Raw genomic sequence first — 18,962 nt, forward strand, 5'->3', positions numbered from 1 at the left:
CTACCGCAACGGCAACCTCGGCGGCGTCCGCCAGTGGATCGAGTCGGTCAACCAAACATTGAAGGCCAACTCGGCCTCGAACACCACGGCGGACGCACCCCCGCGGGCGTGTTCACCCGCGTCGCCCAGCGCCTCCTGGCCATGGCAGCAGCCATCTGGCACAACTGGACCACCGGCGTGACCAGCAAACCATCACTCATCGCCTACGACCACTAACACCAACTTCACGGAATCAATCATCTAGGCCGGGGGCTGATGAGTTCGTCAGAGACCCATCGTGCGACGCCGGCGGGGTAGGGCGCGGGGAGGCCGAGGACGATGTGTTCGAAGCCGGCGTCCACTGCCTGGTCGATCGCGTCGCGGGTGACGCCGGGGCGGTCGTAGGAGACGGGCAGGTGGATCGAGCGGGTGATCGACGCGGGGTCGCGACCGATCTCGGCGCAGTAGCGGTCCAGCAGTGTGCTGCGACGAACTGCGTCGTCGATGTCGCCACCCGGGATGTTCCACAGGTCGGCGTGCTCGGCGACCACGCGGAGCGTCGGCGCCGAGCGTCCGCCGATGAGGATCGGCGGGTGGGGCCGCTGGACGGGTTTGGGGTTGCCGTACGCCCCGGTGAGCTGGACGTGGGTACCCGCGAAGTCGAACGGTTCCTGTTCGGTCCACAGGCGACGGATCACCACGCACGCTTCGGCGAGGCTCCCCACGGCGTGCGCCGAGTCGTGGAACGGCAGGCCGTGGGCCTCGTACTCGCGCCGGGCCAGTGGGTGGCCGGGGCGTGAGCCGACGCCGATACCGAAGTCGAGCCGTCCGCCGGAGACGACGTCGACGGTCGCGGCGATCTTGGCCAGCACCGCGGGCGGCCGGAAGCGGTTGCTGGTCACGAGCAGGCCGAGGCGCAGCCGTCGGGTCAGCGCCGCGAGGGCGGACAGCATTGTCCAGCCTTCGTAGGCCGGCCCGTTCGGGTCGCCGCCGATCGGCATGAGGTGGTCGAACAGCCAGGCGTGCTCGATCTCGGGGATCTCGTCCGCCTCGCGCCAGACCCGCAGGACGTCGTGGTAGTCGACCTGCATGGGCGCGGTCATGATCCCGAACCGGGTGTGCGACATCAGCGGCGCCGCCGGGCCGGGTCGAGCAGCGCGGGCGGGGTGTCGAACTTCTCGTCCGGTGCCAGGTCGACCCCGGGTGGAACGATGCCGTCGATCGCGTCGAGCACGTCGGCGGGCAGCACGGTGTCCGCGGCGGCCAACTGCGAGTGCAGGTGCTCCAGCGTCCGGGGGCCGATGATCGCGCTGGTCACGGCCGGGTGCGCGGTCACGAACCCGAGCGCGAGCTGGATCATGGTCAGGCCGGCCTGGTCGGCGACCTTGGCCAACTGTTCGACGGCCTCGAGCCGGGCCCTGTTGGCGGGGACGGCGAGGTCGAAGCGGTCCGGCATGAACGTCGACCGGCTGGTGGTGATCTCCCGGCCCTCCCGGACCGCACCCGACAGCCAGCCGGAGGCCAACGGGCTCCACGCCAGCACGCCCATCCCGTACTCCTCGGTCACGGGCAACACGTGCGCTTCGACACCACGCTGCAGGATCGAGTAGCTGGGCTGTTCGGTGACGTAACGGCTCAGGTGATGCTCGCGGGCGGCCCACTGGGCCTGCACGATCCGGTAGGCGGGGAAGGTCGACGAGCCGAGGTACCGGATCTTTCCCGCGCGCCGCAGGTCGGTCAACGCCGACAGCGTCTCCTCGTCGCTGGTGGCCGGGTCCCACCGGTGGACCTGGTAGAGATCGACGTGGTCGACACCGAGTCGGCGCAGGCTGTCCTCCAGCGCGGTGACCAGCCAGCGCCGAGAGCTGCCACGATGGTTGCGCTCATCCCCCATGGGCATGGTCGCCTTCGTGGCCAGCACGATGTCGTCACGGCGACCGGCGACGGCCTTGCCGACCATCTCCTCCGACTCGCCGGCGCTGTACATGTCGGCGGTGTCGATGACGTTGATCCCGCCCTCGAGCGCGGCGTCGACGACCGCCGTGACCTCCTCCTGGCTGGTACGCCCGATCTTGCCGAAGTTCATCGCGCCGAGCGCGAGCGAGCTGACCTGGACACCGGTGCGGCCCAGGGTGCGGTACTGCATGACTGTGTTCCTCCAGTGGTCTGCCATCATGAGCAAGCGGAACGCTGCTCCGTTAACGATACGGAGCACTGTTCCGTTTTGGCAAGCTGGGTAGTGGAGGCAGCACGGTGAACGACAGCGACGCGGGCGCGGCCCGGTCCAAACGGGCGGACGCCCGGCGCAACGAGAGGACCCTGCTCGAGGCGGCCGCCGCGGTCTTCGTCACCTCGGGCGTGGACGCGCCGGTTCGCGACATCGCGGCCAGGGCCGGTGTCGGGATGGGCACGATCTACCGCCACTTCCCGACGAGGGCGGACCTCATCGTCGCCGTCTACCGGCACCAGGTGGAGGCGTGCGCCGAGGCCGGTCCGACCCTGCTGGCCAGCAGCGCGACACCGCACGCCGCACTGACGCGGTGGATCGACCTGTTCGTCGACTTCCTGGTCACCAAGCACGGGCTCGCCGCTGTGCTGCGGTCCGACAGCGCCGGCTTCGACACGCTGCACGCCTACTTCCTCGACCGCCTCGTGCCGGTGTGCGCCCAACTGCTCGACGCCGCGGCCGCCGCCGGCGAGATCCGCGCCGACGTGGCGGCCTACGAACTCATGCGCGGCGTCGGCAACCTCTGCATAGGCTCTGAAAGCGATCCCGACTACGACGCACGCCGACTGGTCGGGCTACTCATCACCGGGCTGGCGCTGTGACTCCGCCGACTCCGGGAGCGGGCGATGTCCTGAAAGACGCGCTCATGTCGCTGAACGTCCCGATCGCGTCTTTCAGGGCACCGGCCGACCTAACTGATCGCGAGTGAGCCCCCGGCCATCACCGGCAGGCCTGCCTGGTCCCACGCGCGGAACCCGCCGATCATGTCGGTGGCGTGGGGCAGGCCGATGCGCCGTAGGTCACGGGCTGCGAGGCTGGACGCGAAGCCCTCGTCGCAGAACACGATCACCGTGCGGTCCGCCGTGATCTCCGGGATGCGGTGCTGGCCGGCCGGATCGAGACGCCACTCCAGCGCGACCCGCTCGATGGGCAGCGCGCCCTCGATCTCGCCCTCGGCGAGCCGGTTGTGATACGGCCGGAGGTCCACGAGCAGGGCGCCCTCCCACTGCAGCTCGCGCGCCCGGTGCGGGTCGACGCGGTCGATCTCGGCCCGTGCGCTCGCGAGGAACGCCTCGACGCTCATGGCCCCATCCCCTGACCGGCGAGGGGCGGCGATGCTGGCGTCACCGCCGCACCTCAGGACGTCGCGAACCGCAGGGCCGCCCAGGCGTCAGCCTCGAAGCGAGCCAACGTGTGGAACCGACGCAACAACCGAGCCATGGCACTCATCAACCCACACGGCCAGGAACCCGACAACATCTGTCCGCAATGTGGAATCTCCTTCCACAACGACTTGCGCAGTGGATCGTCCTGCCGTACACGGCCGAAGTTGGCCGATCCCCACAACCGGGGAGCCATAGCATGCGTCCGAGGCGACATACCCCGACCAGCCGGTACCGGGAAGGCTGTAGAGGCGCTAGACAATGGCGCGGGTAACGCACACCGCCAACTTGGAGGGCTCGGTCCGGGTGTTCAGTCGTGTCGCCATCGTCAACCGTGGTGAGGCCGCGATGCGGCTCATCCACGCCGTCCGGGAACTGGCCGCGGAGACCGGGGCGCGGATCGAGACCGTCGCTCTCCACACCGACGTCGACCGCACCGCCACGTTCGTGCGTGAGGCGGACGTCGCCTACGACCTGGGGCCGGCGTCCGCGCGGCCGTACCTCGACCTGAAACTGCTGGAACGTGCCCTCGTGGAGACCAAGGCCGACGCCGCGTGGGTCGGCTGGGGCTTCGTCGCGGAGGACCCCGCTTTCGCGGAGCTGTGCGAGCGGATCGGCATCACGTTCGTCGGGCCGGCAGCCGCGGCCATGGAGAAGCTCGGCGACAAGATCGGCGCGAAGCTGCTCGCCGAGGAGGTCGGCGTGCCGGTCGCGCCGTGGAGTCGCGGCGCCGTGGAGACGCTCGACGCCGCGAAGCAGGCGGCGACCGAGATCGGCTATCCGCTGATGCTGAAGGCGACCGCGGGCGGCGGCGGCCGTGGCATCCGCATGATCACCAGCGAGGCCGAGCTGGTCGACGCCTACGAGCGCACCAGCCAGGAGGCCGCCAGGGCGTTCGGCAGCGGCGTCGTGTTCCTGGAGCGCCTGGTCACCGGCGCCCGGCACGTCGAGGTCCAGGTGATCGCCGACGGCCAGGGCACCGCGTGGGCGCTGGGCGTCCGCGACTGCTCGGTGCAGCGGCGCAACCAGAAGGTCATCGAGGAGTCGGCATCGCCGGTGCTCAGCCCGGAGCAGGCCGGTGAACTCAAGGCGTCGGCCGAGCGGCTGGCCGTCGCGGTCGGCTACCGCGGCGCGGCGACCGTGGAGTTCCTCTACCACCCCGGCGACCGGCTCTTCGCGTTCCTCGAGGTCAACACCCGCCTGCAGGTCGAGCACCCGATCACCGAGGCCACGACCGGCTTCGACCTGGTCAAGGCGCAGCTGCACGTGGCGGGCGGCGGCAGGCTCGTCGGCGAGCCGCCGGTGGAACGCGGGCATGCCATCGAGGCCAGGCTCAACGCCGAGGACCCCGACCGCGACTTCGCGCCCTCCCCCGGCCGCATCGCGCGGCTGGACCTGCCCAGCGGGCCGGGCATCCGGGTAGACACCGGCGTCAGCGAGGGCGACACCATCCCGGGCGACTTCGACTCGATGATCGCCAAGATCATCGCCTACGGACGCGACCGTGACGAGGCGCTCGGGCGGCTGCGGCGGGCGATGGCCGAGACCACGGTGATCATCGAGGGCGGCGCCACCAACAAGAGCTTCGTGCTCGACCTGCTCGACCAGCCCGAGGTGATCGACGCCAGCGCGGACACCGGCTGGATCGACCGCGTCCGCGGCGAGGGCAGGCTCGTCTCGCACCGACACTCCGGCATCGCGCTGGCGGCCGCCGCCATCGAGGCGTACGAGGAGGAGGAACGCGCCGAGCAGCAGCGGCTGCTGTCCACCGCGTTCGGCGGCCGTCCCCAGGCGCGGCACGAGAGCGGCCAGCCGCTGGACCTCAAGCTCCGTGGCGCCGCCTACCGCGTCCGGGTCGCGCGGGTCGGCGCGCAGAGGTTCCGCGTCGGCATCGAGGCGGGCGGGGACGTGCGTACCGCCGACGTCGATCTCGACCGTTTCGACCGGCACACCGGGCAGATCGTCGTCAACGGCAACAGGTACCGCCTGCTCACCGGCACACACGGGCCGATCCACCTGATCGAGGTGGACGGCGTGACGCACCGGGTCAGCCGCGACGAGGGCGGCGTCCTGCGCTCCCCCATGCCAGCGCTCGTGGTCGCCACACCGCTGCGGGTCGGCGACGAGGTCGAGGCTGGCGCGCCGGTACTGGTGCTGGAAGCCATGAAGATGGAGGCGGTGCTGCGGGCGCCGTTCAAGGCCCGCCTCAAGGAATGCGTCGTGTCCGTGGGCAGCCAGGTGGCGGCCGGCGCCCCGCTGCTGCGGCTGGAACCGCTCGGCGGCGACGAGGCCGAGGACACCGCGGCCAGCGAGTCCGTCGAGATCGACCTGCCCGTCGCCCCCCGCACGGTCCCGTCGCGGGAACGCACCCGCCGTGGCCAGGAGGACCTGCGCAACCTGCTGCTGGGCTTCGACGTCGACCCACTCGACGAACGCCGGGTGCTCGACGGGTACCTCGCCGCGCGCCGGGCGGCCACCGAGGACGGTCACCGGCCGCTGGTCGAGGAGCTCGAGCTCGTTGGCGTGTTCGCCGACCTCGCCGAGCTGAGCCGCAACCGGCAGACGGGCGAGGACACCGGCAGTGACACGCACGTGCACAGCGCCCGCGAGTACTTCCACACCTACCTGCAGAGCCTCGACGTGGAGCGGGCCGGGCTGCCGGAGACGTTCCAGGCCAAGCTCGGCAAGGTGCTCGGGCACTACGGCGTCACCGAACTGGACCGCACCCCCGAGCTCGAAGCCGCCGTGTTCCGGATCTTCCTGGCCCAACAGCGCGCGGCCACCGACGTCGGTGTCGTCACGACCCTGTTGCGTGCGTGGCTGAAGGAGGCGCCGCCGGACGACACGCTGCGCGACCCCGCCGGTATCGCGCTGGAGCGGCTGGTCGCGGCGACGCAGGTCCGGTTCCCCGTGGTCGCCGACCTCGCGCGGGGCGTCGTGTACGCCTGGTTCGGCCAGCCGCTGCTGCGCCGCAACCGCGCCCGCGTGTACGCCGCGGTTCGTGGTCACCTGCGCCACCTGGACGCGAACCCGGCCGCGCCGGACCGCGCCGAGCGGGTCGCCGAGATGGTGCGCAGCACCGAGCCGCTGGTGCGGCTTCTCGGTCAACGACTCCTCCGCGACGACCTCGACAACGCGATCATGCTGGAGGTGCTGACCCGGCGGTACTACGGCAACAAGGGCCTCACCGGTGTCCGTACCGACGAGGTCGCGGGGTGCACGTTCGTGGTCGCCGAGCGCGCGGGCTCGTGCGTCGTCTCCGCCGCGGTGAGCTATTCGGCGCTGCCCGACGCGCTGCGCGGGCTCGCGGAGCTGACGAGTAGCCGGGGCAACCTCGACGTCATCGACGCCGACATCTACCTCGCGTGGGAGAAGCAGCCCGAGGACTCCGACGAGCTGGTGGCCGCGCTGCAGCGGGTCGTCAGCGCGCACCCACTGCCGGACCAGGTCCGCAGGCTCACCGCCACCATCGCGGGCCGCAGCGGCGCGGTGATGCACCACCACGTCACGTTCCGCCCGACAAGCACCGGGATGACCGAGGAACGGCTGATCCGCGGCCTGCACCCCTACATCGCGCAGCGGATGCAGCTGGAACGGCTGCGCAAGTTCGACCTCACCCGGCTGCCGTCGTCGGACGAGGAGGTCTACCTGTTCCGGTGCGTGGCGCGGGAGAACCCGTCCGACGAACGCCTCGTCGCGTTCACCCAGGTGCGTGACCTGACCGAGCTGCGCGAGCACGACGGCAGGCTCGTCGCGCTGCCGACGGCCGAGGACGCCATCGCCGCCTGCCTCGACTCGATCCGCCGCACCAGGACCCGGAACCGCTTCAACACCAACCGGATCGTGGTCTACGTCTGGCCGCCGAGCGACATCAGGCGCACGGAGCTGGCGATGATCGCCGACCGCGTGCTGCCGACCGCCGCGGGCGCAGGCCTCGAGGAGATCCTGTTCATCGCTCGGCAGCGGGTGCCGAAGACCGGCGAGCTGAACAAGATCGCCGTACGCATCACCTTCGACGCCACCGGTGGCCGCGAGCTGACCGTCGGCGAGCCGTCGGACGAGCCGGTCGAGCCGCTCGACGACTACCGGCTGAAGGTGCTGCGCGCGGCGAGCCGCAACACGGTGTACCCGTATGAGCTGACCGGTCTGCTCGGCCGGTTCGTCGAGCACGACCTCGACGAGCACCACGCGCTCGTGCCGGTCGCACGGCCGAAGGGCCACAACAGCGCGGCGATCGTCGCGGGCGTGGTGACCACCCCGACCGAGCGGCACCCTCAGGGCGTCACCAGGGTCGTGCTGCTCGGCGACCCGACGAAGGCGCTCGGCGCGCTGTCGGAGCCGGAGTGCCGCCGCGTGATCGCCGCGCTGGACCTGGCCGAGCGGATGGGGGTGCCGCTGGAGTGGTACGCGCTGTCCGCCGGCGCGCGGATCTCCATGTCGTCGGGCACGGAGAACATGGACTGGGTGGCCGCGGCGCTCAAGCGGATCGTCGAGTTCACCCAGGACGGCGGCGAGATCAACATCGTGGTCGCCGGCATCAACGTCGGCGCCCAGCCGTACTGGAACGCCGAGGCCACGATGCTCATGCACACCAAGGGCGTCCTGGTGATGACGCCGGACTCGGCGATGGTGCTGACCGGCAAGCAGTCGCTCGACTTCTCCGGCGGTGTGTCGGCCGAGGACAACTTCGGCATCGGCGGCTACGACCGGGTGATGGGCCCGAACGGCCAGGCCCAGTACTGGGCGCCGAACCTGCCCGCGGCCCGGGACGTGCTGATGGCGCACTACGACCACAGCTACGTCGCCCCAGGCGAGACCGCGCCACGGCGGGTGACCACCACTGACCCCGTCGACCGCGACATCTCCGACTTCCCGCACACCATCGGCGACTTCACGACGGTGGGCGAGATCTTCTCGGCGACGGCCAACCCGGACCGCAAGAAGCCGTTCGACATCCGGACCGTGATGCGCGCGCTCGCGGACCAGGACCACCCGATGCTGGAACGCTGGGCCGGCATGGCCGACGCGGAGACCGCGGTGGTGGCCGACGTGCACCTCGGCGGCCTGCCGGTGTGCCTGCTCGGCATCGAGTCGCGTTCGGTGCCGCGACGCGGCTTCCCGCCAACGGACGGCCCCGACACCTACACCGCGGGCACGCTGTTCCCGCGTTCGTCGAAGAAGGCGGCACGCGCGATCAACGCGGCGTCCGGCAACCGGCCACTGGTGGTGCTGGCGAACCTGTCCGGCTTCGACGGCTCCCCGGAGTCGATGCGCAAGCTGCAGTTGGAGTACGGAGCGGAAATCGGCCGCTCGATCGTGAACTTCCGAGGGCCCATTGTTTTCTGTGTCATTTCGCGGTACCACGGCGGCGCGTTCGTGGTGTTCTCGAAGGCACTGAACCCGAACATGACCGTGCTCGCGCTGGAAGGCTCGTTCGCCTCGGTACTGGGCGGCGCACCCGCCGCCGCGGTGGTGTTCTCCGGCGACGTCAACGCCCGCACCGCGGCCGACCCCCGGGTGCGGGACCTGGAGGCCCGCGTGGCCGCCGCCGCCGGCACCGACCGTGCCACACTGGCCGCGGAACTGGACGAACTACGCGCGTCGGTCCGCGCGGAAAAACTCGGCGAGGTGGCCACCGAGTTCGACCGCGTGCACAACATCCAACGCGCGGTCGAGGTCGGCTCCGTCGACGCCGTCATCCGCGCCGCGGAACTCCGCCCAAAGATCATCGAGGCGATCGAGACCCGGCTGGGCTGAATCACCCGACGCTGAGGGCCCGCCCAGCGGGCCCTCAGCGTGTGTGCTGTTCAGCCGCGTTGGGACTTCTCCCACCATGTGAAGGCGACTCGGTACGCCTCCGGGGTGTTGTCCGCGGCGTGGGTGGCCAGGCCGTTCCTGCCGAAGTAGTAGTCGTGGACCTGGTCGCGGGCCTGCCGGGACATGTCCGGGTCGGACACCGCGTTGGCGTGGATGTGGTAGGCGAAACCCTGCTCCGGCGTGCGCAGCCAGGCCGCGAAACCGACCGTGCGCAGGGCTTTGACGGTCTGCCATCGCTGGGTGGTGGTGAGGCCGCTCACGCTGATGTCGACCACGCCACCGCCGTCGTGGGTGCCGGCCGAGTCGGGGTTGGAGGAGGTGTAGGAACCCTGTGTCAGGGTCAGGCTCCAGGAAAGTGTGCTGTCCGCCTTGCGCAGCATGTCGGCGGTCCGGGTGTTGACCCGCCTACCGCCGTAGGAGTCGGTGTTGGACCCGACCGTCACCGGCCGCGTCACGTCGAACCGGCCGGCGCCCAGCTGCGTCAGTGAGGAGCGCCCCGGGACACCGTTGGCGTCGAGCCCGCTGTAGCCCAGGCTGCGCTGCCACGCGGCGTACGCGTCCAGCGTCGACGTGCCGTAGTGCCCGTCGCTCTGCGCCGAGGAAAGCAGTCCCTTGGCCTGCAACGCCTGCTCCACGGCGAGCACGTGTGACGCGGCGCCCGGCGTCGTGCCCGTGCCCGACTTCGGTGGATCGACCTGGGCCGCCAGCAGCACAAGCTCCATGTCCACCGTCGCCAGCGCCGTGACGTCGGCCGTGGCGGCACTCTGTGCGCCCACCAGCGCCGGCACGGCCAGCGCCGCCCCGAACGCCGCGCCTCGGGTGAACAGGCGGCGTCTCGTGTAGACCTCGTTCATCAACGTGCTCCGTTCGTCCAGTTCAGCGGGCATGCTGACGACACCGAGTACAAGACTCGTACAAAAGCTCACTTGATCCGCCAGCCACGCCCGACGGAGCGACGGCATGTCGGCTGGTCATCCCCTGCGCTGGTGAACAACGCGGTCAGCATGGGGACGCCGTGGGCGAGGGTTTGTCGCGGCAAGGGTCCCGTCACGACCAACGAGGCCAGGCCGTGACCGATCATCCAGCTCTGCGTGGCCAGTTCGAGCGGATCGACGTCGTCGCGGAACCGGCCCTGCGCTCTGGCTCTCTCGACGGCCCGTACCAGGGTGTGCAGGGTCTCGTCGGCGGCCGGCAGGTCCTCGAGGTCGAAGCCGTCGTCGAACATGACCCGGTACAGGTCCGGGCAGGCCAGCGCGTTGGACAGGTACGCGGCGCCGAGGGCGGCCAGGTCGCGGACAGGGTCCGCGGTCGTCCTGACGGTGGTCAGCCTGGCCGCCAGACGCGTGAAACCCTCCTGCCGCATGGCCTTCCACAAGCCGTCCATGCCACCGAAGTAGGTGTAGACCGCCATGGTGGACACACCGGTGCCGGCTACCACCGTCCGAAGGGTCACCGGCTGCCGCTCCCGCAGCATCCGTGCGGCGCGGTCGATCAGCATGGCACGCACCGCGGGGTCCTTCGTCCTCACCACGACGCCACAATACATGGCAATGCTATGTTCAGCTCACCGACAAAAGGAGCAGACATGGCCGTGGAACTGGTCAACCCGGACGGGTTGCCGAAGCCTGACGTGTACCGCCAACTCTCGATCGCCACCGGGTCGAGGATGGTGTTCCTCGCTGGGCAGGTCGCCCGCGACGCCGACGGGCGACCCGTGGGTGACGGCGACCTCGCCGCTCAGGTCGAACAGTCCTACCTGAACATCGGCACGGCACTTGATGCCATCGGCGCGTCGTTCGACGACGTCGCGAAGCTGACCATCTACGTCGTGGACTGGAAGCCCGAGAAGATGCCCCTGCTCGGCGAGGGCGTCGCACGGGCCGCCGAGAAGATGGGCGTGGATCCGGTCAAGCCCATCACGCTGCTCGGTGTCTCGGCGTTGGGAGAACCCGACCTCCTGGTCGAAGTCGAGGCAACCGCGGTCATCGACTAGAGCGCGTTTCGGGAGTGTGCCGCGGTTCTCTTGCCGATTTCGTCATCGCGGCGCGCGGCGTTGCGCGATCATTGCTGAATGAAGATCACCGATCCCATGGGTGGCACGTGGTTGGTCGTCCGACAGGTCGGGGCCTGGCGGCGGGAGAGCAGGGTCGGTTGGGCGTGGCGGATGATGCCGAAAAGGCTGAGCAACGACCCCGTCTGGTACGCGATCTCCATGTTTTTCCTCGTGATCGCACTGATCCTGCTCGCGCTCGCGCTGGTCGAACTGGCGCTGTTGCTCCTGGCGACGCCGGTGGCGCTGTTGCTGCGTGTGACGAAGGTGACGGGCTGGCGGGTCGTCGTGCTGAACACGGCGAAACCCGTCGCGGTCGAGGAGAAGACCGGCACGGTGTTGATGAGGCACGCCCGGTTCTCCACCACGGTACTGGAAGTCGAGACCATGGCCGGCAGCGAGCGGCTGAGGGACGCGATCGCCGATCATCTGAGCCAGGGCGGCGACGTGATGGACCCCGTGGTCAGCGAGTGGCTGGCGGCCGAACGCGGCAAGCTCGTCCTGCGCGAGACGAAGCGCGGTTCGGAACCGGACGCCACTGAGGCACCGGATCCCGGCGGCTCTTGACCGGAGTCCCGGCGGTGTTGTTTCGTCGAGACATCTGGGGAAGGAGGCCGCTCATGCGGTCCATTCGTTCAGTTTGTCTCGCGATCATCATGGCCGCGACCGTTGCCGGCTGCGGCGACGAGCCGGGTACGCGAGCCGACGCCACCGAGGTCACCTATCTCACGTCGTTCAGCACTTTCGGGCGGGACGCGTACGCGTATGTCGCTCAGGAGAAGGGTTTCTTCGCCGATGCGGGGCTCGCCGTCACGATCAACCCGGGCAGTGGCACGGTGGACGTGCTCAAGCTGGTGGCCGGCGGTCGCGCGGACTTCGGGATCGGCGACTTCACCGGCACGATGATCACGGTGGCGAAGGAGGAGCTGCCGGTCACCGCGGTGGCCGCGATCCACCAACGCACCGTCGCCGCGATCATCGGGCTCGAAGGCGGCGGCCTCACCAAGCCGGCGGACCTCGTCGGCAAACGGATCGGCGACCCGCCTGGCTCGACGATCCAGGTGATGTTCCCCTTGTACGCCAGGGCGGCGGGCATCGACGCGAGCACGGTCCAGTTCGTGCCGTCGGCTCCGCCTGCGCTGCCGCAGCTGCTGGTGTCCGGGCAGGTCGACGGGATCGGCCAGTTCGTGGTCGGCAAGCCGCTGATCGAGGCGGCGGCGAAGGGCCGCGCGGCGATCGTGTTGCCCTACGGGGATCTTCTGCCCGACCTGTACGGCAACATGCTTGTCACGTCGAAGGAACTGGCCGGCCGCGATCCCGAGCTGGTGCGCGGGTTCAGCGGCGCGCTGCTCGACGGGCTGCGGTACGCCATCGAGCATCCCGACGAGGCCGGCCGGATTCTCCGTAAGTACCAACCGACACAGAACGCCGAGGTGGCCGCCGCCGAGATGCGGCTGATGACCGAGTACTCCAGGCCGGACGGGTTCACCGGGCCGCTCGGTGAGATCGACCGGAACCGGGTCTCGACGATCATCGAGCTGCTCGACGAGGCGCGGGCGATTCCGCCGGGAACGCTGCGGCCGGACGAGATCGCGGCCTTCGACCTGGCCCCGACGTCCTGACTCGATGATCGTCGTGGAGCGGGTGTCCCGGGTCTTCGACGGGAAGGCCGAGCCGATCGTGGCGCTGGACGGCATCGACCTCGAGGTGGGCGAGCACGAGTTCGTCGCGGTGATCGGACGTTCCGGCTGCGGCAAGTCGACGCTGCTGCGGATCGTCGCCGGACTGCTCGCACCGACCGCCGGCCGGGTACTGGTCGCCGGCGAGCCGGTGACGAGACCACGTCGCGACGTGGCGGTCATGTTCCAGCGTCCGGCGTTGCTGCCGTGGCGTTCGGTGCTGGGCAACGTCCTGCTGCCGGTCGAGGTCCACGGTCTGGACCGGCAGAAGCACATCGCACGCGCGCACGAGCTGCTGGAGCTGGTGGGGTTGGCCGGGTTCGCCGCGCGGCTCCCGCACGAGCTGTCCGGCGGGATGCAGCAGCGGGTGTCGCTGTGCCGCTCCCTCATCCAGAATCCGGCGGTGATGCTCATGGACGAGCCGTTCTCCGCGCTGGACGCGCTGACCAGGACCGAGCTTTCGGCAGAGCTACAACGAATCTGGTGGGAACACCCGAGGACGGTCGTGTTCGTGACGCACTCCGTCGAGGAGGCGGTCGTGCTCGCGGACCGGGTCGCGGTGCTCACCCCGCGACCCGGCCGGCTGCACGAGCTCGTCGAGGTCGACATCCCTCGTCCGCGAACCGCGCACACCGCCAGGGTGGCCGCGGTCAGCGGCGCGCTGCACGAGTTGCTGACCGGTGAGTGAGCGAACCGTGCGGACCCGGGTGGCCAACATCGTGCTCCCGGTGCTCGGTCTGCTGGCCGTGCTGGCGTTGTGGTGGCTGGCCACGATCGTGTTCGCGATCGAGGAGTTCCTGCTGCCCAGCCCGGGCGACGTGCTGGCGGCGTTCGGCGAGTACCCCGGTTACCTGCTGGAGCAGACGTGGGTGACGCTGCTGGAGACGGTGCAGGGCTTCGGACTGTCCATTGTGGTGGGCATACCGATCGCGCTGCTCATCGTGACCTCACCGATCCTGGAGCGCACGATCTACCCGCTGCTGCTCGCCCTCAACGCGGTCCCCAAGATCGCGATCGCGCCGATCCTGGTGGTGTGGCTGGGGTTCGGGCCCGCGCCGAAGGTCCTCCTGGTGTTCCTGGTGTGTTTCTTCCCGGTGGTCATCTCCACCGCGTCCGGGATGAAGTCCACGCCGGCGGAGCTCGTCGAGCTGATGCGCTCCCTTGACTGCACGCGTCGGCAGGAGTTCTTCAAGCTGCGCTTCCAGTACGCACTGCCGCAGATCTTCGTCGGCCTGAAGACGGCCGTCTCATTGGCCGTGATCGGGGCGGTGATCGCGGAGTTCGTCGGTGCCAGCGCCGGTCTCGGTTTCGTCATCGTCTCGTCCGGGTCCAGCGCGGACACCGCACTGGCGTTCGCCGCCATGGGACTGCTCGGCGTCATGAGCATCGTGCTGTTCTACGGGTTGGCGTACCTGGAGCGCCGGCTGCTCCCATGGGCGGAGGAGCACCGGTGACCGCTACTCGGGAGACACCAGGTCCAGGAACTGCCAGTGGGCGTCCGGGGCCAGGCCGGCCAACCACCTACCGGTGTGCTGCAACACCACCGGGCCGGACGTGACGTGCTGCGTGCCCGCGTTGAGATCGCGGAAGTACCGCTGCAGGTCGCCCCGGCGCATGGCGGTCGTGCCGGCCCACTGGTACACGGTCTGACCGACGGCCTGCACGGACCAGGTCGTGTTGTTGAGCATCAACCGGGTCAGCGTTTCCTGTTCCGTGCTCAGGTGTTCGCCGCGGTCCAGCGTCGCCTCGTTGTCGGCCCAGACCTCCATCACCCACGCGCGTGCCGCCCGGAACCTCGCCTCGGCCTGCGCGAAGGAGGCGTGGAAGTGGCCGGTGTCCACCGAGGCGTTGTGCGTGCCCGTCTTGGTCTGTGCCAGGGCTTTGAGCTCGTCGAGCAGCCGCCTGCCGACGCCGAGCGCCCAGCCGGTGTGGCAGACGGCCGCGAGGTTCACCAGACCGAGGCGGTAGACCGCGCCGCCGTGCACGTTCTCCGTCGTGGTGGCCTCGTAGACGTGTGTCGCCGGGACGAACACGTCCTCGCACACGTAGTCGATGCTGTGGGTCGCGCGAAGCCCCAGCACGTCCCAGTTGTCGACCAGTGTCGCGAGCTCCTTGGGGAACGTGAACACCAACGGCTGGCCGGTCTCGGCGCAGAAGGCGGCGGTGTGGATGTGGGTGGCCAGCGGGATTCCGGAGGCGAAGCCCCAGTGCCCGCTGATCCGGAAACCGCCATCGACGCGCACCGCCTGACCCAACCGCGTGCCCTGCCCGGCGATGATGGCGTGCCGCCCGGCGGGCACGTCGGCGTACAGGTCGGCGGCGGCCTCCGCACCGAGGTAGGCCCCGGTGCAGCCGGTGACCATCTGCGCCGCCATCACCGCCCAGCCAACGGAAGCCTCGTGGTACGACAACCGTTCAATGGTCTGTACCACCTGTGACGGCGAGAACTCGTAGCCACCGAACGCCCGGGGAATGCTGATCTTCAGCACCTCGGCCGCCGTCAGCGCGCGTACCACCTCGTCCGTGGGCCGGCGCAGTTCCTCGCTCGCCTCGGCCTGATCACGCAGGATGGGCGCGATCTCCTCGACTCGCCGTGCCATCTCGTCGAACTCGGCGCTGACGTGCAGCTGTCCCATGCGTTCCCCCAAGGATGCGACCAAACCCAGCCTAGGTCGGCACACCACCGATGGCTATTCCCCCGCGCTGTGCAGTATCTCCGCGAGATCGAGCGGGCGGGTGAACATCGGCCAGTGCCACGTCGGCAGTTCCTCGAACCGCCACTGCTCGTCGGCCATGTGCCGGAACATCGGCGCGGCGGCCATGGCGCGGGCCTGTTCCTCGGTGAAGCCGCACAGGATGCCCAGCCGCGGCAGCTTCTCCCAGGCACCTGTCAGCGACACCGGCGTGGTCGCGGTCAACCACGGTTGTGGCACCGACCGCTCGATGAGCGTCGCGAGAATGTCCGGGTCGAGGTCGGCACCCATCTCCGCCCAGGGCGGCGGAGGCAGCCGCCAGCCGTCACCGTGCTCGGCGACGATCGCCGCGTTCGCCGCCTGCTCGTCCGGCTCGTCGAACTCGGACTGCGAGACGCCATCCGGCAGCGGGCCGGTGTCGACGAACACGAGCTTCGCGACGCGGTCCGGCATCCTGTCGGCCGCCGCCGTGATCACCACCGCGCCCGCGTAGCTGTGCCCGACCAGCACCACGTCGGTGAGATCCTCGTAGCGCAACAGGTTCACCACGTCGGTGACGTGCACCTCCAGGTCGGTGTCCGGCCGCGCCAGGTGCACCCGCTCCCCCATGCCGGTCAGGCTCAACGCGTGCACCTCGTGCCCGTGTGTACGCAGCGCGTCCGCGACCGGACGCCACGCCCATCCACCGAGCCAGAAACCGGGAACCAACACGTAAGTCGTCATGCCAGGAACGGTAGGCCGAATACCGGGCAGAATCCGCCCGGTATTATCGTCGGTGTGACCCGTCCCACAGCGCGCGTGCTGGCGCTTCTGGAGCTGCTGCAAACCGGTGGCACGCACACCGTGCGCGCACTGGCGGACCGTCTGGCCGTCGACGAACGGACCCTGCGCCGGTATGCCCAGCACCTCACCGATCTGGGCATCCCGATCGAGGCGCGGCGCGGACGGTACGGCGGATACCGGCTGGCCCCCGGCTACAAGCTGCCGCCGCTCATGCTCACCGACGACGAGGCGGTGGCGGTCGTCCTGGGTCTCGTCGCCGGCCGCCGGGCGGGCCTGGTCACGGCGGCCGCCGAGGCGGCGGACAGCGCGTCCGCCAAGGTGCGCCGGGTGCTGCCGCTCGCGCTCGCCGGACGGCTCGACGCGTTGCTGTCCGCGGCGGACTTCACCGCGCCGGCGTGGTCGGCGAACCCGCCGGGCACCGCGGTGCTGCTGGTGCTCGCGGACGCCGCCCGGCGCCGCCAGCCGGTCGAGATCACGTACACGAGCTGGCGCGGCGGGGCGAGCGAGCGACGCGTCGAGCCGTACGGCCTGGTGTTCCACTCCGGCCGCTGGTACGTGACGGGCGCGGACTCCCTGCGCGGCGAGGTGCGCACGTTCCGCCTCGACCGCGTCGCCACCGCGACCCTCGTCCCCGGCACGTTCGAGGTACCGGCCGACTTCGACCCTATCCACCGGGTGCTGTCCGGACTCGCCGACGTGCCCTACCCGCGGGAGGTGTCCGTCCTCCTGGACTCGACGGTCGCCGACGTGCGCACGAAACTGCCGGCCACCGTCGCGACGCTCACCGAGACACCCGACGGTGTCCGGATGCTGCTCCGCGGCAACACCCTGGCGTGGGCGGCGGCGGTACTCGCCTGGCTGGGCTGCCCGTTCCGGATCGAGTACCCGGACGAACTACGGACCGAGGTCACGAAACTCGCCGACCGACTGTCCATGAGCGCCACTCAGCCGTCGTCCCAATAAATGGGCGACGTCGTGCGGGGGTTCCCGGCGTCCGTTAAACAGGAATTCGACCCTGTTTGTTTTCACCGGAAGGAACCTTCCCGATGTCGTCAAAACGCTGGTTTTCCGTTTTACTCGCCGCGCTCGTCTTACCCTTGTTCCTCGCCATCCCGGCCAGTGCCGCGACCTCCAGCCAGGGCAACAGTGCCGGCACGGTCCTGTACAACGCCGGAGACCACGACCTGACCTACGGTCCGAACTCGTTCATTATCAGAGATTCCGAATGCGACCGGTACCTTCTGCTGCTCAGCTATTCCTGGGACGGCGGAACCGACACCGAATCGGGCCGCTGCGGTGCGGAACGGGTCATCTCCATCGAGCCGCTCGGCTCGAACGCGCACCCCCTCCGGTGGCGCACCTGCTGGACCGACCTGCGTGCCAGGCCGATCATGACCCAGTGCCGGCCCTACGTCGACGACTTCGTGTTCAGCGACTGACGCCGGGCGGTTGCACCGAAGCGCGGTGGATGTACGTCGTGCCAACGGGTTCGAAGCATGGGTGCGCCTCGCCGCCGAGGGTGCGTAGCAGCAGGTCGGCGCCGAGGTGACCCATGCGCATGTGGTCGCGTTTCACCACGCTGATCGGTGGGTCGTGGAGTTCGAGCCAGTCGATGTCGTCCGCGGAGATGAACGACAGCTCGGCGCCGATGCGCACGCCGCGTTCGTGCAGGGCGCGCAGGCTGCCCATGGTGAACTGGATGCCGCCGGCCACGAGCGCGGTCGGCGGGTCCGCCAGGTCGAGCAGCTCGAGTGTGCTCGCGTGGCCGAACTCGGCGGCGTACGGGCCGAGCCGCACCAGCTCGGGCGCCACCGGGAGGCCGGCCTTCGCGAGGGCCTCGTCGAAGCCGCGCTTGCGTTCCCGCGACGCCCGGATGACCGGCTGCCCCGCGATGAGCCCGATCCGCCGATGGCCGAGTGCGACCAGGTGCCCTACCGCGGCCACGATGCCGGTGAAGTGGTCGCACAGCACGGCACTGGCCGACAGACCCGGCACGTCACGGTCCAGCAGGACCAGCGGGCAGCTGGCCTGCCGCAGCGCGGCGATCATGTCGGCGTTGTCCTCGGCCTGCAGCGACAGCAGCAGCCCGTCCACGCGCCTGCGCAGGAACAGCTCGATGTAGTCGACGTCCCGGCGAATGTCGCCGTCGGTGTTACTGACCAGCAGCGAGTAGCCCGCGTCGTGCAGCACGTTCTCCGCGCCCTTGACGATGTCACCGAACAGCGGGTTCGCGATGTCCCTGACGATGCAGCCGATCGTGCGGGTGGCCCCGCTGCGCAGGCTCTGCGCGACCGGGTCAGGCTGGTAGCCCAGCTCCTCGACCGCCGCGAGCACCCTGGCCCGCAGACCATCGCTGACGTCGGCGTGGTCGTTGAGCACGCGGGACACCGACGAGACCGCCACCCCAGCGCGTTCCGCGACCGCGCGCACCGTGACCTTCTCCGCACGTCCCATGTTCGCCACCTTCGGAACCGTTACCGGGCCACTGTACGGCTGCCGACCAAGCCTCTCGGCACTGGGCAACAAAGCTGATAGTGTTCTGGAATCGATTTCGGTGGAAGTCGGAGGTGC

17 protein-coding genes and 1 pseudogene are annotated in these 18,962 nt (G+C 69.8%); 10 read left to right on the forward strand and 8 right to left on the reverse strand.

Annotated features, from left to right (window positions below; genetic code table 11):
* Nucleotides 1-216, forward strand: a pseudogene (locus VF106_RS19480) (IS982 family transposase); the annotation flags it as partial.
* Between the two features lie 20 nt (nt 217-236).
* Here VF106_RS19480 and VF106_RS19485 read toward each other — a convergent pair.
* Both VF106_RS19485 and VF106_RS19490 read right to left on the reverse strand, forming a co-directional pair.
* Nucleotides 237-1,106, reverse strand: coding sequence for an LLM class flavin-dependent oxidoreductase (locus tag VF106_RS19485; protein ID WP_330841179.1), 870 nt, complete (start codon nt 1,104-1,106; stop codon nt 237-239).
* Nucleotides 1,106-2,125, reverse strand: coding sequence for an aldo/keto reductase (locus VF106_RS19490; protein WP_330841180.1), 1,020 nt, complete (start codon nt 2,123-2,125; stop codon nt 1,106-1,108). The genes VF106_RS19485 and VF106_RS19490 overlap by 1 nt, the downstream gene beginning before the upstream one ends.
* 107 nt (nt 2,126-2,232) lie before the next feature.
* Here VF106_RS19490 and VF106_RS19495 point away from each other — a divergent pair, with 107 nt between their 5' ends.
* A complete protein-coding gene (locus VF106_RS19495; protein WP_330841181.1) occupies nt 2,233-2,808 on the forward strand; it encodes a TetR/AcrR family transcriptional regulator in 576 nt (191 codons plus the stop codon).
* Between the two features lie 89 nt (nt 2,809-2,897).
* Here the strand turns inward: VF106_RS19495 and VF106_RS19500 are convergent, their stop codons facing one another.
* Nucleotides 2,898-3,290 (reverse strand): rhodanese-like domain-containing protein, encoded by a 393-nt coding sequence (locus VF106_RS19500; RefSeq protein ID WP_330841182.1) that lies wholly within the window; start codon nt 3,288-3,290, stop codon nt 2,898-2,900.
* Nucleotides 3,291-3,675: 385 nt separating this feature from the next.
* Between VF106_RS19500 and VF106_RS19505 the strand changes: the two genes are divergently transcribed.
* Complete coding sequence (locus VF106_RS19505; protein WP_330841183.1) at nt 3,676-9,126, forward strand: ATP-binding protein; 5,451 nt, start codon at nt 3,676-3,678, stop codon at nt 9,124-9,126.
* 50 nt (nt 9,127-9,176) lie between these two features.
* Here the strand turns inward: VF106_RS19505 and VF106_RS19510 are convergent, their stop codons facing one another.
* Both VF106_RS19510 and VF106_RS19515 read right to left on the reverse strand, forming a co-directional pair.
* The gene (locus VF106_RS19510) at nt 9,177-10,073 is read right to left on the reverse strand and encodes a peptidoglycan-binding protein (RefSeq protein WP_330841184.1); all 897 of its coding nucleotides are present in this window, start codon (nt 10,071-10,073) and stop codon (nt 9,177-9,179) included.
* A gap of 35 nt (nt 10,074-10,108) precedes the next feature.
* On the reverse strand, nt 10,109-10,717 hold the full coding sequence (locus VF106_RS19515) for a TetR/AcrR family transcriptional regulator (RefSeq protein ID WP_330841185.1): 609 nt from the start codon (nt 10,715-10,717) through the stop codon (nt 10,109-10,111).
* 54 nt (nt 10,718-10,771) lie between these two features.
* On the opposite strand from VF106_RS19515, the gene VF106_RS19520 reads away from it, so the two are divergent.
* The 5 genes from VF106_RS19520 (at nt 10,772) to VF106_RS19540 (ending at nt 14,369) form a co-directional block, all read left to right on the forward strand.
* Entirely contained in the window at nt 10,772-11,179 is a 408-nt protein-coding gene (locus VF106_RS19520) for a RidA family protein (protein ID WP_330841186.1), read from the forward strand.
* Between the two features lie 78 nt (nt 11,180-11,257).
* Nucleotides 11,258-11,803, forward strand: a complete 546-nt coding sequence (locus VF106_RS19525) for a hypothetical protein (RefSeq protein ID WP_330841187.1) — start codon at nt 11,258-11,260, stop codon at nt 11,801-11,803.
* A gap of 53 nt (nt 11,804-11,856) precedes the next feature.
* Entirely contained in the window at nt 11,857-12,858 is a 1,002-nt protein-coding gene (locus VF106_RS19530; protein WP_330841188.1) for an ABC transporter substrate-binding protein, read from the forward strand.
* A gap of 4 nt (nt 12,859-12,862) precedes the next feature.
* On the forward strand, nt 12,863-13,603 hold the full coding sequence (locus VF106_RS19535; protein WP_330841189.1) for an ABC transporter ATP-binding protein: 741 nt from the start codon (nt 12,863-12,865) through the stop codon (nt 13,601-13,603).
* Nucleotides 13,596-14,369, forward strand: a complete 774-nt coding sequence (locus VF106_RS19540; protein ID WP_330841190.1) for an ABC transporter permease — start codon at nt 13,596-13,598, stop codon at nt 14,367-14,369. Before VF106_RS19535 ends, VF106_RS19540 begins: the two co-directional genes overlap by 8 nt.
* A gap of 3 nt (nt 14,370-14,372) precedes the next feature.
* Here VF106_RS19540 and VF106_RS19545 read toward each other — a convergent pair whose 3' ends face one another.
* Nucleotides 14,373-15,551 carry an acyl-CoA dehydrogenase family protein gene (locus VF106_RS19545; protein ID WP_330841191.1) on the reverse strand — a complete coding sequence of 393 codons (1,179 nt, stop codon included), beginning with the start codon at nt 15,549-15,551 and terminating at the stop codon, nt 14,373-14,375.
* 54 nt (nt 15,552-15,605) lie between these two features.
* Nucleotides 15,606-16,331: an alpha/beta hydrolase gene (locus tag VF106_RS19550; protein WP_330841192.1), complete on the reverse strand. Its 726-nt coding sequence runs from the start codon at nt 16,329-16,331 to the stop codon at nt 15,606-15,608.
* Between the two features lie 54 nt (nt 16,332-16,385).
* Here VF106_RS19550 and VF106_RS19555 point away from each other — a divergent pair, with 54 nt between their 5' ends.
* A complete protein-coding gene (locus VF106_RS19555) occupies nt 16,386-17,354 on the forward strand; it encodes a helix-turn-helix transcriptional regulator (RefSeq protein ID WP_330841193.1) in 969 nt (322 codons plus the stop codon).
* Between the two features lie 83 nt (nt 17,355-17,437).
* Nucleotides 17,438-17,830: a hypothetical protein gene (locus VF106_RS19560; protein ID WP_330841194.1), complete on the forward strand. Its 393-nt coding sequence runs from the start codon at nt 17,438-17,440 to the stop codon at nt 17,828-17,830.
* On the opposite strand, the gene VF106_RS19565 is transcribed toward VF106_RS19560, so the two are convergent.
* Nucleotides 17,820-18,845 (reverse strand): LacI family DNA-binding transcriptional regulator, encoded by a 1,026-nt coding sequence (locus tag VF106_RS19565; protein ID WP_330841195.1) that lies wholly within the window; start codon nt 18,843-18,845, stop codon nt 17,820-17,822. The genes VF106_RS19560 and VF106_RS19565 overlap by 11 nt on opposite strands.
* Nucleotides 18,846-18,962: the final 117 nt, after the last annotated feature.

The sequence above is a fragment of the Actinophytocola sp. genome, assembly GCF_036378875.1.
Lineage (GTDB): Bacteria > Actinomycetota > Actinomycetes > Mycobacteriales > Pseudonocardiaceae > Actinophytocola.